This is a genomic window from Rubinisphaera italica (assembly GCF_007859715.1).
Taxonomy (GTDB): Bacteria; Planctomycetota; Planctomycetia; order Planctomycetales; family Planctomycetaceae; genus Rubinisphaera; species Rubinisphaera italica.
Genome location: NZ_SJPG01000001.1, coordinates 3,382,213 through 3,395,271, shown reverse-complemented (window position 1 = coordinate 3,395,271; position 13,059 = coordinate 3,382,213). Strand labels below are relative to the sequence as shown.

Annotated in this window: 9 protein-coding genes; 3 read left to right on the top strand and 6 right to left on the bottom strand. The window is 48.2% G+C overall.

Annotated elements, in window-relative coordinates; translation table 11 throughout:
• The first annotated feature begins 491 nt into the window (after positions 1 to 491).
• The gene (locus Pan54_RS12590) at positions 492 to 1,466 is read left to right on the top strand and encodes a DUF1559 domain-containing protein (protein WP_146503820.1); all 975 of its coding nucleotides are present in this window, start codon (positions 492 to 494) and stop codon (positions 1,464 to 1,466) included.
• 64 nt (positions 1,467 to 1,530) lie between these two features.
• Positions 1,531 to 1,953, top strand: coding sequence for a hypothetical protein (locus tag Pan54_RS26115; RefSeq protein ID WP_207310127.1), 423 nt, complete (start codon positions 1,531 to 1,533; stop codon positions 1,951 to 1,953).
• A 64-nt stretch (positions 1,954 to 2,017) separates the two neighbouring features.
• On the opposite strand, the gene Pan54_RS12580 is transcribed toward Pan54_RS26115, so the two are convergent.
• The 4 genes from Pan54_RS12580 to Pan54_RS12565 form a co-directional block, all read right to left on the bottom strand.
• On the bottom strand, positions 2,018 to 2,404 hold the full coding sequence (locus Pan54_RS12580; RefSeq protein WP_146503819.1) for a RidA family protein: 387 nt from the start codon (positions 2,402 to 2,404) through the stop codon (positions 2,018 to 2,020).
• A 197-nt stretch (positions 2,405 to 2,601) separates the two neighbouring features.
• Positions 2,602 to 3,756 (bottom strand): FAD-dependent oxidoreductase, encoded by a 1,155-nt coding sequence (locus Pan54_RS12575; RefSeq protein ID WP_146503818.1) that lies wholly within the window; start codon positions 3,754 to 3,756, stop codon positions 2,602 to 2,604.
• Between the two features lie 52 nt (positions 3,757 to 3,808).
• Entirely contained in the window at positions 3,809 to 4,324 is a 516-nt protein-coding gene (locus Pan54_RS12570) for a CAP domain-containing protein (protein ID WP_146503817.1), read from the bottom strand.
• A gap of 58 nt (positions 4,325 to 4,382) precedes the next feature.
• Positions 4,383 to 5,624, bottom strand: coding sequence for an outer membrane protein assembly factor BamB family protein (locus Pan54_RS12565; RefSeq protein WP_165441756.1), 1,242 nt, complete (start codon positions 5,622 to 5,624; stop codon positions 4,383 to 4,385).
• A gap of 265 nt (positions 5,625 to 5,889) precedes the next feature.
• On the opposite strand from Pan54_RS12565, the gene Pan54_RS12560 reads away from it, so the two are divergent.
• Positions 5,890 to 8,901: a proline dehydrogenase family protein gene (locus tag Pan54_RS12560; protein ID WP_242631301.1), complete on the top strand. Its 3,012-nt coding sequence runs from the start codon at positions 5,890 to 5,892 to the stop codon at positions 8,899 to 8,901.
• Positions 8,902 to 9,057: 156 nt separating this feature from the next.
• Here the strand turns inward: Pan54_RS12560 and Pan54_RS26110 are convergent, their stop codons facing one another.
• The gene (locus Pan54_RS26110) at positions 9,058 to 11,460 is read right to left on the bottom strand and encodes an HD family phosphohydrolase (protein ID WP_146503815.1); all 2,403 of its coding nucleotides are present in this window, start codon (positions 11,458 to 11,460) and stop codon (positions 9,058 to 9,060) included.
• A 235-nt stretch (positions 11,461 to 11,695) separates the two neighbouring features.
• Positions 11,696 to 12,700: a PhoH family protein gene (locus tag Pan54_RS12550; protein ID WP_242631300.1), complete on the bottom strand. Its 1,005-nt coding sequence runs from the start codon at positions 12,698 to 12,700 to the stop codon at positions 11,696 to 11,698.
• Between the last annotated feature and the right edge of the window lie 359 nt (positions 12,701 to 13,059).

The window sequence follows — 13,059 nt, the reverse complement described above, 5'->3', positions numbered from 1 at the left end:
ATTGCTCCTGCAGCTCATTGAACAAGAAACTGGAATATTGACTTCAAAGATACCTTGATCGACAACCTGGCAATCACCCGACCGGCGACCTGAACTTCAGGCCGCCGGTTTTTTTATGCCTGAATCTGTTGAATGAATGCTGGGGTTTGGTGTCATCATTGAATATTGCGGGGATCGATATGTAATGGAAAATTTGAATACTGATTTAATGTGTACATGTATACGCGGGAGAGATTATCAATAAGAGATTCTGCCTGAATAGTGCGCGGAGTGTGCTTCATGTTTATTCAGAAGAGATCTTCAGGCATGCAGAGATGCCTGGTTGAACTTGAGAAAAAATGCTGATTTATACTCAAAAAGTTAATATTACGCTCGGTTCGGTAAAATTACTTAGTTCGGGAAGTGAGTTGAACTCCCTTGGCATGAGATGTGCCTTGTTTTTTTAATACTGATTTACAGATTTATTCTTTCTAGATGTTAAGGAGTTCGTAATGCAGTTTCCTAAGGTCACCTCTCTGAAAACTCTCTCGTGCAGCAGACGTGCGTTCACTCTTATTGAGTTGCTCGTAGTGATCGCAATTATAGCAATACTTGTGGCTCTCTTGTTGCCTGCTGTACAGCAGGCCCGTGAGGCGGCTCGCAGATCGTCGTGTAAGAATAATCTTAAACAGTTGGCACTGGCGATGCACAATTATCATGACACACATTCCGTGTTTCCTTACGGCTGGCAGGCTGAAGTCGGTGGTTCAAGACATCGTCGCCAATGCTTTTTCCATTGTATGTTGCCATTTATTGAAGAGGGAAATCTATCTGACCTCTATCAGGCAGACACGACTGAATATGTCCACCAGATTCCAAAATCATTAGCGGGGATTCCTGTCAGTGTTTACATGTGCCCTTCTGATCCCGCAGGTCCGGCCGTAGGTGGTGGCGGGACTGACAATGGGTTTCAGGGGAATTACGTTGTATGTGCGGGAGGAGATGTTAATACCAGCACCGATCCAAATGGAATCCCTCAAACAGTCGTTGCCAAGCCAACCACGGGGATGTTTTATACAGGCTCGAACACTAAATTTCGGAGTGTTACCGATGGGACGACCAACACCATTATGATGGGCGAAGGAATTATCCGGGGATCAACAGGAGCCAGTTGGGGAGGATTGGGTGGTTACTGGGGTGGAGCCCCTCATGGATCATATGCCTTCTCAACAGCTGAAACTCCTAATACATCAGTGCCCGACCGTGTTTATTCCTGCAAAAGCACAACATTTCTGAATTCTCCTTGCGAAAATGGAAATGCAGGGGGACTCTCGGGCCGGTATAACTTTGCCAGAAGTTATCATAAAGGGGGAGCTCAGTTTGCACTGGCAGATGGTTCCATTCGATTCATCTCTGAGAACATCGACCGTTTAACTTTCCGCTATCTTGGGCAAATGAAGGATGGCCAGGTTCTTGGTGAGTTCTAATGAATTTGCCTGGCTCCCACTGTCTTCTGCAGATGCATTCTTTGATGGAAATGGAATAGAGGAAATGAAAAATTCGAGTTCTCAATTTGCGGTTGCTGCTATGTTTGTTGTGTCATTTCTGGTTGGATGCGGTGCGTCTGATGGGCCAGATTTGATCTCGACAGACGGTGAGGTGAAATGGCAGAACGAGCCACTGAAGGAAGGACGCATTACATTTCGAATGCTTGAAGCGGGCGGGAATGTCTTCAGTGCCCCTATTGAGGAGGGTTACTTTAAGATTGAGTCTCTTCCCGGAAAAATGAAAGTGGAAATTATTGCCTCTCGACTGATTCCCGGCAAGTTTGATGAAAGTAATGGTACACCAGAACCTGTTGGGGAGATGTATATTCCTGCACAGTATAACTCTCGCAGCGAACTGACTTATGTCGTCGAAAGGGGAGCTGATTCTCCAGTTTTCGAACTTTCAATAGATGAGAAAAAAATCTAATCAGTCGATATTAAAAAGCAGCGACTCTTATTGGGTCGCTGCTTTATTCTTTGGAGACTTTCAGTTATTCAACAATCGCTTCGGCTTCGATTTCAACCAGATGATCCTTATTGATCAATCGGCTGACTTCGACAATAACAGTCGCAGGGCGGATTTCGCCAAAATATTTTCCGTGAGCCAGGGCGATCGCTTCCCAGTCGTCGATATTGGTGACGTAGATGCGAGTGCGGATGACGTCTTCCAGTGTCACACCTGCATCGGTCAGAGCGCCTTGAATTTTCTTCAGGATATACTCAGCTTGCAGTGCTGGTTCACCGACACCTACGACGTTGCCGTTTTCGTCAGTTGCTGTCGTTCCAGAAACATGCACATGTTTGCCGATACGAATCGCTCGCGAGTAGCCAATTTTGCCTTCCCAGGCCGAACCGCTGGAGATGAGTTGTTTTGACATTTGAAACCTCTTGCCTAAAAGTTGTACGATTTAATGAGTAAAGGGTGGTTGTGGGCGAACGAAGTGAAGCCCCTGGATGGTCGATAATTCTGGGGGCTTCGCTGCGCTACGACCCCAGCCACCCATGTCTATATTTTTCATCGAAACGTTTTATATCGGCCTTGACTGGTGTTGTCGAATAATCAAGGGGCAAATCATTAGCGTAACCAGCTGCGTTTGATTCCACACAGTGTTTGCAGCATCATCCGGCTGACGATCGGGACTGAAGGCAGCATTGGCAATACACAATTGCGCCCGAAAGCCAGTGAGGAATATCCCGATTGAAAAAACGGAGCCAGGAAGCTGGTGACTTTCTGATAGTACCGCAGCTTGGTTTTCCTCTGGGAGGTATAGAGCTTGCAAGCCGCTTCGAAATCAGTTGATTGCTCCAAGGCATCCGTAAAACAGGCGGCATCTTCCAGTGCGAGATTAACTCCCTGTCCGAGATGCGGACTTGAAGGATGGGCGGAATCTCCCAGAAATATACATCGATTAGTGTGCCAGCGATCCATACGGAAGTGGCGGTAAGTCGTAAAAATCAGCGACTCAAAGGATTCAATGTTCTGCAGGATTTCCTCAGCCTCCGGGCATAAAGAAATGACTTCGTCTTTCCATTGATTGAACGAGCCTGCGATTAAATTCTGATATTGGTTCGCAGGCAATCCCCAGAAAAAACTGGCCTGACCTTCGCCGATCGGGAGTAAACCGACTAGCCGCTGTGTGCCATCAACGATTTGATAAAGACGATCCTGAATCGCTGCCAGCGGGCCGGTCATCCAGAGAGCCGCGTAATCATATTCGTAACCGTGAAAACGAATACCGGAGGCATCTCGGAGACGGGAGCGAGAACCATCTGCGGCGATCACAAAATCAAATGGTTCGCTCAATTCCGATTCGCGAATCTGGAATTGAGCGCCCTCTGCGGTTTGTTCCAATCCTGTGACTGGACTATTGGTCCGTATGGTCACATTTCGATTTTTACACAGAGTGAGTAATCGATCAAACAGTAATCCACGATGGACACCCAGACCATAATACTCCGGATCCAGTCGAGCATATTTGAGACGCAAAAGCTGACGGCCGGATTTGAGACGGGCGTCCAAGCCATCGAGTCGAGCCGAGTGGGCTTCGATTTCCTCGAAGAGACCAAGTCGCTTCAAAATTTGCTGTCCGCTCGGCTGCAGCAGGATTCCCGCTCCGATTGGATGACATTCCGGAGCCTGCTCGAAAATCGTTATCTCGTGACCGAACTCGGCGAGCATTGCCGCGACCGCAGTTCCTGTGATGCCGCAGCCGGCGATGCCGATTTTCATTGAAAGTGACTCTATTTACGCAAAATAATGACATAAGTGAGTGATGTCATACTTAATTTCGGGGTCTTGCGTAAAGCATCACGATGTAAGTTCGTCCAGAATTCGCATCGTATGTGATGGAAACGCCGCATTCGAGAGCCAGTTTTGCCAATAGGTTTTGATTGTGGCCGGGCGAATTGATCCACTGTTGCAGGATTGCATCTGCCAGTTGTTCGTTGGACATCAAGTTGTCGCCAGAACGCCATGCGATGTTCTCCGCTATGAAATACCAACGATATCCTGCCTGTTCAGCCCGGTCGGAAGGTTGTGTATCGCCTGCCTGATGGCTGAAATTGTTCGTTTCGATCATGACATTCGCATGGTTCCTTGCAGCCTGGTTCAACTTGTTATTTGAGGAGAGCAATTTTAATTGATTCGATTTTCGATACTCATTAGTTTTATCGATAAGCAACATTTCCACGTCATGCATCTTGGCAGGTTTCTCAGGAACTTCCCTGGGGCTGGCTATGTTCGGGCTGAAGATTAGACAGGCGAGGATTATCGCAAACGAAGTTCGAGGGCTGTTCATGGTCCACCTGCGAGCGAGACAGTGGGGGAATCAATAGGAATTGACTGCGGTGCGTATGTTATTTGATGGCATAAACTATCAGTTTATCCAGGGTTCGCACATAGATTTGATGATTATCGATAGCCAGATGAGCCCAACTGGGGGAGTCTGAAATATGAAGCTGACTAATCAATTCAAATTCGTTCGGATTGACATTAATCAATAATAAATCTCCTCGTTCATCAAGAGCGAGAATGCGTTTGCCATCAGTCAGCAGGCTCCAGTACTTACCAAACGGGGTGGTTGTCCATTTTGTTTCGCCCGTTTCGGAATTGATACAGGTGAAACGCTGGTTTCTGAGATGCAGGTAGATGTCTCCATTGATAACAACGGGGGATGACATATACCCCTGAGCTTTGTTGGTCCAAAGTTCTGCGACAGAAAAAGCTCCATCGTCTTGTTTCTGGATTTCGTACATCAGGGACGAACCACCATACGTGCTGGTGAAAATTTTGTTTCCCAGAATTGTCGGGGTAAGGATATTCATATCTCGAAAGGCTGGTACTTCTGTCTGCCAATAGGGCGAGCCATCTGCCAGATTCAAACCTGCCAGTTCCTTGCGGGTTTGAACGACCAGTTGCCTCTGGCCATGAATGGTCGCAATGATTGGTGAACTGAACGCAGAACCAAATGCCTCGCTTGACTTGAGTACTCGCCATTCCACTTGACCAGTTTGTGCATTTAAGCGGCAGACACTATTGGCAGCCTGAATGTAAAGAGCATCGCCATCGACTAGCGGTGAAGAAACGAATCCGAAAGGGGGATTGCCAGTCTTGAATTCGTTCGCCAGATCGGCTTTCCAGAGGATCGATCCATCTTTGGTATCCAGGCAAACCACCAGATCCTGCATGCCTGCGACATACAGTTTTCCATCGGCGTAAGCTGGTGTGGCTCGGATCCAGTCTCCATTGGCCCTGGCAATAAAAAACACGCTCATTGCGCCAGGCCAACTGGTTTTCCAGAGTTCTTTTCCTGTTTTTTTGTCGAAAGCTCGAACGACCTCCTCTTTTTGATCAACTGTTTCAGTGGTAAAAACTTTCCCCTCTGCAATAACCGGGCCGGAATAACTGGGCGCAAGGGGAGTCGACCACACGACTTTATTTTCAGTCTCAGTGAGCGTTTCCGGTAAGGGAACTGAGTCGACTATGCCATCCCGTTCCGGTCCCCGCCATTGAGGCCAGGAAGGGTCTGCGTGAGTCGATTCTATGGAAAAAATAAGGCTCATGAAGACAATCGGAATAATGTTAAGTAGTCGTGCCATCTGCTTTGCTCTTTCGTGTTCGGTGAATTTTATTGGAGAGGATCCTGATGGATAATGAGCTACCATCCATATATGATTGTCCTCTGATACCGTTTTCGCAAACGAAAAGGTTTTAAAATGCGACTCTGCTAGCTTTCAGAAATGAAGGGAACGATCTACAATGCTTGTTTGGTAAATTTCGACTGGACATACGCTGCCTCTGATTTCAGATTTGTGAATGTAGCTCCTGTCGTACTCATAGAGACATGAAGTCGGTGGAACCGACGTGACTGGTGATGGTGTGGGAAAACGGAAGGCAACTCAATCGACCGAAGCGATCGAAGATCAGACGCTTCAAACCGGAAAGCGGGTTTGGGGGCGTCTGCAACGGCAGCAGCCCTCGATGTTTGATCGTCGCTGGCTCGATGATCGGATCATGAACTGGGCGATGGCTGATGAATCGGTCAAAGTTCAATTGTTCCGTTTTGTCGATGTTTTACCGATGCTGCGGGATCATGAAACGCTCAACCGGCATCTGCACGAATATTTTCAGGATGTGAAGCAGTATCTCCCCTGGGCGGCTCGGATGGCACTGCACGTGACCGATGGGAATCGGATTCTGGGGCGAGCTCTGGCGATCAACGCCCGCAGCAATGCCCGTCGGATGGCGGAGCGTTTCATCGCGGGCTGCAATGCCGATGAGATTATTCAATCGGTGATGAAAATTCGAGATGCCGGTTTTGCGACGACTCTCGATCGGCTCGGCGAAGCAGTATTGAGTCATCAGGAAGCTGAGGCGTATCAGCAATCGTATCTGGATTTGATCGAGAAACTCGCCCCGCGGCTGGAAACATTGCGGGAAGCCTCGCAGATTGATTCGAATCATCTCGGACCAATTCCGCGTGCCAATGTCTCCCTCAAACTGTCAGCACTGGATGGTGATTTCAATCCGATTGATCCGGCTGGTACGACAAAGCGAGTGCTCAAACGACTGCGACCAATTCTGCAGGCAGCGATTGAGCATGATGTGTTCGTTAATGTGGACATGGAACAATACGACTACAAAGATTTGACCTATCAGATCTTCAAAACGGCTCTCATGGAACCGGAATTCGCCGGGTATCCGCATCTGGGAATCGTCTGTCAGGCGTATCTCAAAGAAGCGGAAGAAGATTTGCAGTCGCTGCTGGAATGGACAAAACAGCGTGGTACACCGATAACCGTTCGGCTCGTTAAAGGGGCCTATTGGGATTACGAAACGGTGATTGCCGGTTTGAGAAACTGGCCGGTTCCGGTCTTCGAGCAGAAGGCGGAAACTGATGCGAATTTTGAATCGCTGACCGAGATTCTCTTTGAAAATTACGACTGGCTTTCCCCGGCAATTGGCAGCCATAACCTGCGAAGCGTTTCCCATGCGTTGGCGGTTGCGAAAGAATTGTCTGTGCCCAAGGATGCTTTTGAAATCCAGATGCTGTATGGCATGGGCCAGGAAGAAGCTCAGGCATTTTCCGAAATGGGGTATCGCGTCCGCGTATATGCTCCGTTTGGAGAATTGATCCCCGGGATGGCTTACCTTGTCCGCCGTCTGCTTGAAAATACATCGAACGATTCGTTTCTCCGTCAAAGTTATCAGGAAGAACGCTCGATTGAGGAATTGATGATGAGCCCCCAGAAAATGATCGATAAAACAAAATCTACTCCCGCTCCTGTATTGCCGTTCATCAATGAGCCGTTGACTGATTTTGGTCAGACGGAAAATCAGGAAGCGATGCAGGCGGCTTTGAAGTCGGTTCGCGAAGAATGCGGCTTGGAATATCCGATTGTGATCAGCGGAAAAGCCTACGAAACACGGCAAATGCTGAATTCGCGGTGTCCGTTTGATCGGGAAATTATTGTTGGTCGCGTTTCTTCCGCGACTCCAGATTTGGCGAACGAAGCCATCGATGCGGCTCGACGAACCTTTTCGACCTGGTCGGCCATTGATGCCGATCATCGAGCAGAGTATGTCGAACTGATAGCCCGCGGATTGCAGGAGCGACGTCTCGAACTGGCGTCGTGGATTATCTATGAATCCGGGAAACCTTGGATTGATGCCGACGCCGATGTCGCAGAGGCGATTGATTTCTGTCACTATTATGCGGAAAGCATGCGGCAGATGGATCATTCTCTTGAAGCGGATTTGCCCGGTGAAGAGAACGAGTATTTTTATCGTCCACGAGGTGTAGCCGTCATCATTTCTCCCTGGAATTTTCCACTGGCAATTCTGACAGGCATGACTGTTGCGGCCATCGTGACAGGGAATACCGTTGTGATGAAACCAGCAGAGCAGTCCCCAGTCATTGCTGCCAAGTTGATGGAAATCATTCGGGCGACAGGAATTCCTGATGGTGTCGTCAATTATGTGCCAGGCATTGGGGAAGAGATCGGGCCGGATCTTGTCAGTAGTCCCGATGTCGACATTGTGGCTTTTACTGGTTCACGTGAAGTTGGGTTGGAAATCAATCAGAAAGCAGCCGAGTCGACTCCAGCTCACAACAGTGTGAAACGTGTGGTTGCTGAAATGGGAGGGAAGAATGCCATCATCATCGATGATGATGCCGATCTTGATGAGGCGGTTCACGGTGTGGTCGAAAGTGCCTTCGGTTACTCCGGGCAAAAATGTTCGGCCTGTTCCCGGGTGATTGTCCTGCAGCCGATTTATGAAGAATTCTGTAGTCGTCTCAAAGCCGCAGTCGAGACATTGCAGCTTGGACCTTGTGACAATCCCGGCACAAAAATCGGTCCTGTTATTGACCAGGATGCACAGGAAAAAATCGAGCATTATCTGGAAATTGGACAGGAAGAGTCCGAGTTGCTCGTCGGAATTGAAGTTCCCAATAAGTTGAAAAAAATGGGCTGTTATGTCGGCCCGCATGTTTTCTGTAATGTTTCAACGTCTGACCGAATTGCCCGTGAAGAAATCTTTGGGCCTGTTCTGGCTGTCATTCAGGCGAGAGATTTCAGCGAAGCGATTAGGTTCGCAAACGACACAGACTTTGCTCTGACAGGTGGTGTTTACAGTCGCAGCCCTGTCAATTTGAAACGGGCACGTACCGAATTTAGGGTTGGCAATCTCTATTTGAACCGACCCTGCACAGGTGCATTGGTCTTTCGACAGCCGTTTGGTGGCTATCGCATGTCGGGTATCGGCACGAAAGCCGGTGGCCCCGATTATCTGCACGAATTCCTGATCCCGATCAACATCACCGAAAACACACTTCGCAGAGGCTTTGCTCCGGAAGAGCAAACCAGTAATTAATCCGAGTATTCGGTTTTAAAACAGACCTTATGCAATGCAGCTATTGCATTAGAAAATACTGGCCTGTAAAGATTTGGGTTTAACCGAATGATTGCATGAAGCCGTCCCCTCGCTGACGCTTTGTGATCAGATTACGAATGCAGAAAGCTGATTGACTTAAGCGGTTTTCTGGACTTTGGTAGATTCCGGGTAAACAATGCGGCCATGGTGCATGCTGATGAGCGACTTGATGAGTGATTCTTCGATTTGATGAATCTCGCTCAGTTTGAGAGAACATTCATCGAACTGACCATCGAGCAATCGCTTCATCGTCAATTGATGGACGAGAGTTCTTATGCGCGCCGGCGTAGGCTCGCTGAGAGTTCGGCTAGCTGATTCGACACAGTCGGCCAGCATCAAAATACCTGCTTCTCGTGTCTGTGGTTTGGGGCCAGGATATCGAAATGCTGATTCCTCGACATCCTGTTTGCGATCAGGTTCTTCATCAGCCTTCTTATTAGCCGCATGGAAGAAATACTCAACCAGCGTTGTGCCGTGATGTTGTTCGATGAAGTCAATGAGAACCTGCGGCAGGTGATACTCTTCGGCCAACTCGACCCCATCTTTGACGTGGCCGATAATGATGAGAGTACTCATTGCCGGTGCAAGCGTATCGTGTCGATTGGTGGCTCCGGAGGGGCGGTTCTCAATGAAGTATTCGGCTTTGGGAATTTTTCCAATGTCGTGGAAATAAGCTCCAACACGAACGAGAAGACCATCGGCTCCAATTTCCTTCGCTGCTGCTTCGCCTATGATGCCAAGTGCAATGGAGTGGTTATATGTACCAGGAGCACGGCGGACAAGTTCTTGTAAGAGTGGATGAGACGGGTCACTCATCTCGAGTAGGCTAATTCCAGTGACGACGCCAAATGTCGACTCGATAAAGGGTAAACTTCCCGCCAGAATGAACCCCGCTAGTACACACCAGCCAGCGTATTTGAGACAAAGCTGCAGCAGTAAGGGATCAAACCAGTAATAAAGTGAGTCGGATGGATACAGCAAAATCTCCATTCCCCAGGCGACAACAAAAGTGAGAAGACCTGAGAGAAATCCTGCTTTGATGATTGTGGATCGGGATTGGACACGTTGCAGGCATGTTACAGCGATTGTTGCCGCGGTAAGCATGACTGTGAATTGAGCGAAATTAATTCGAGTGGCCATCGCAATGAGCAGGCTCAAAAGAAAAGCTGTCGCGACAGCGAGTCGCTGATTATAGGCCACCGTAATAATCATTGATGTTGCAACAACAATCGCCACTTCACCACGTACCGGATCGAAGGAAGTCAATCGTCCAAAAAATACAGCCAGTGTGATGACAGCAAGGAATACAGAAAGTCGCGCCCAACTGGTGACTAATCCGGTTTCGAATCGAAATAAATACCATGAGGCAATCACCAACAGAATCGACACCATGAGAAACACAATGGCCGCACGAGCCATCCGGGTCTCAAATGTGAAAAGTTCGAGGGATGCATCGTACTCAGCGATAAGAATGTTTAGCAGGTTTGTATCGACGATCCCATCGGGAGGCAGGAATTCGTCTCCTTCGTTGATCAAATCGTAAACCGGTTCCACCTGCTTCCCGGCCCAGCGACGAGCCAGCTGCGTGCTGGCCTGGTCGTATTCGAGTGTATGTCGAACCTGATTTCGCATCCACTGTTCGAGTGGTTGCCGGATTGTTTCCAGCCGTGGAAAATCGGACCAGCGATGACCGAGGAAACCAGCATCGTTCAAAAGATCACTCATCGCGACATCGGTAATGCTGACTGCGATCCAGAGTTCGGTATCTTCCAGTGGATTTGGACGGGGCAATTCAACGTTCTCATCGACAATGGCCAAAGGTGAATCGAGGCCGAGATCTCTGCGAGTGAGATCTTTGGCATCGATAATCCCTGTCTTATAGAGGGGTTGAATAAGACGAGTGAACTCATCGATAATACTGGAAATGTGTGTGTCGGATTGTCGGGCATCGAGTGGCGTGATGGCTTGTTTTAATTGCTCGAAACGAAAACGAACATCGGCACTGACATCGACGGCACCTCCCTGTGTCGGATTTGTGAGGTCGATTTTTGGAACTGAGGGGCCTTCGATCAGTCCGAATGCCTGACGAACATCCAGGTTCAAGTCGGCTAACGTCTCCGCTTCCGCAATTGCCCCTAAGGCCGCTTTTAATTGATCGGGAGCAAGTTTGAGTGGGCTGGAATCGTTGCGGAAAATTAAGGGAACGAGCCGTTCCCGTTCCTTAGCAACGCGAGACGTTTCAAAATTGTTCACGACTTTAAACGTCATGCGGGCGGCTAAGCCATCAGGAAATCGATCGCCCACCCGGTATGTGAAAGGGTAAATCCAACCCTGAATAGCAACCACGATTGCGATGACACCGAGAAACCCAATCAACTGTTGAACCAGACGACCTCGTTGATATCGCAGTGAGAAAAATTGCGATAACGACTGCGTACCGGATCGATGATGGGATTTCCGTGCGACTCGAGATCGCTTGTTTGATGAAAATATTTTCATGGACTACCGGATGAGAACCATATGATTAATATAACTCTGTCGCTGAACGTGAATATTCCTTGAAGATCCTGATTCCGGGAGACCATTGTGTAAAATGTTAACGGCTGTTTCCTGGAAATGTGAAAGCAAAATCATAACAAATATCAACTGGAATATCTGCTAAATGGCGGTGTCAGGTCTCTTTGATACCATATCCGGTCGATGTAATTCTCAAGAATTCTGACCTGAGAGACACTTATTTTTTGTTGGTCAGATTGTCATAAGCATTGACAATTTCACGGACGAGTCGATGGCGGACGATATCTCGCCCATCGAGTTTTACGTTGGCGATTCCCGATATTTTTCCCAGTCGACGCATCGCATCGGAAAGTCCACTTTGAACATTGGCTGGTAAATCGTTTTGCGTTTCATCGCCAGTCACAACAATTTTCGACTCTGTTCCCATTCGAGTCAAAAACATTTTCATCTGAGTGATCGTCGTATTTTGGGCTTCGTCCAGAATCATGAATGTGTCGTTGAGTGTTCGTCCCCTCATAAAGGCCAGAGGCACAATTTCAATCACATCGTGTTCGATGTACTTTTGGACGGTGTCGAAATCGAGCATGTCGCGAAGTGCATCGAGCAGTGGCCGTAAAAAAGGATTCACTTTGGCCAGCATATCCCCTGGCAAAAAACCGAGCCGTTCTCCGGCTTCGACAGCAGGTCGCACGAGTACAATTTTTCGTACCCGTTCCAATCGCAGAGCTTCAAGGGCCATTGCAACCGCCAGATAGGTTTTCCCCGAGCCTGCAGGTCCGCTGCAAAAGACCAGATCATTCTCGGCAATCGCATGCATGTAGCGCGCCTGACCGCTGGTTTTCGCAGTGACCTTTCCTGCGACCTGTTTTCGAGGGACAGGTCGTTCGGATTTGGGATTTTGTAAATCGTCTTCGACAGGATCATCTAAAATGACAGTCGGCTCCAACAGTCTATTCACTTCCTTGGAGGTAATTTCCTGACGGTCTTTGACCTTATCACAGAGTGTTTGAAGCACTTCCAGGGCTTTATTGACATCTGCGGTATTCTCTCCCGTAATACGAATCTGGTCATCAACTGAGACGACATTTACGGGAATCGACTTCAATAATGCCCGTAAGTGAGCATCTTGAGGGCCAAAGACGAGTCGAATTCGCTCGATGGGAGCGTCAATCGTCATTAGATTTTCTGAAGTATCTGTAATTGCCACGCAGACCTTTCTCATTCCAGATCTCATTGATGAAACAGGATTCGATTGAATATCTTTCATAAATTGTTTCATGCATTCAATTTTATTCAAGTCGACAGGCCACGAAAGTCTGAAATCCTGCGATCCATGTGGATTTTTCCGGAATCAAACTTCAGCCTGTTGATATGTTCGTTGGAGGGCAGGTCGAGTTCAAGCTTTTGAGAATATTTGCCGATTTTGACGATAGCGCCGGTTGTTATCGAAACTGGTATATCTGTGACTGAAGCATTTCCAGGACAGTTCGTCATCTCGCAGAAGAAGACTGATTCCATTCAGGACTACTTTTCGCGGCTGACTGACCTGAAAATGTTTGAGTTTTCACCACACATGCCATC

Coding starts and splice junctions, on each gene's coding strand:
- Pan54_RS12590 (WP_146503820.1), top strand. CDS start 492: ATGCAGTTTCCTAAGGTCACCTCTCTGAAAACTCTCTCGTGCAGCAGA.
- Pan54_RS26115 (WP_207310127.1), top strand. CDS start 1,531: ATGAAAAATTCGAGTTCTCAATTTGCGGTTGCTGCTATGTTTGTTGTG.
- Pan54_RS12580 (WP_146503819.1), bottom strand. CDS start 2,404: ATGTCAAAACAACTCATCTCCAGCGGTTCGGCCTGGGAAGGCAAAATT.
- Pan54_RS12575 (WP_146503818.1), bottom strand. CDS start 3,756: ATGAAAATCGGCATCGCCGGCTGCGGCATCACAGGAACTGCGGTCGCG.
- Pan54_RS12570 (WP_146503817.1), bottom strand. CDS start 4,324: ATGAACAGCCCTCGAACTTCGTTTGCGATAATCCTCGCCTGTCTAATC.
- Pan54_RS12565 (WP_165441756.1), bottom strand. CDS start 5,624: ATGGCACGACTACTTAACATTATTCCGATTGTCTTCATGAGCCTTATT.
- Pan54_RS26110 (WP_146503815.1), bottom strand. CDS start 11,460: ATGAAAATATTTTCATCAAACAAGCGATCTCGAGTCGCACGGAAATCC.
- Pan54_RS12550 (WP_242631300.1), bottom strand. CDS start 12,700: ATGAGAAAGGTCTGCGTGGCAATTACAGATACTTCAGAAAATCTAATG.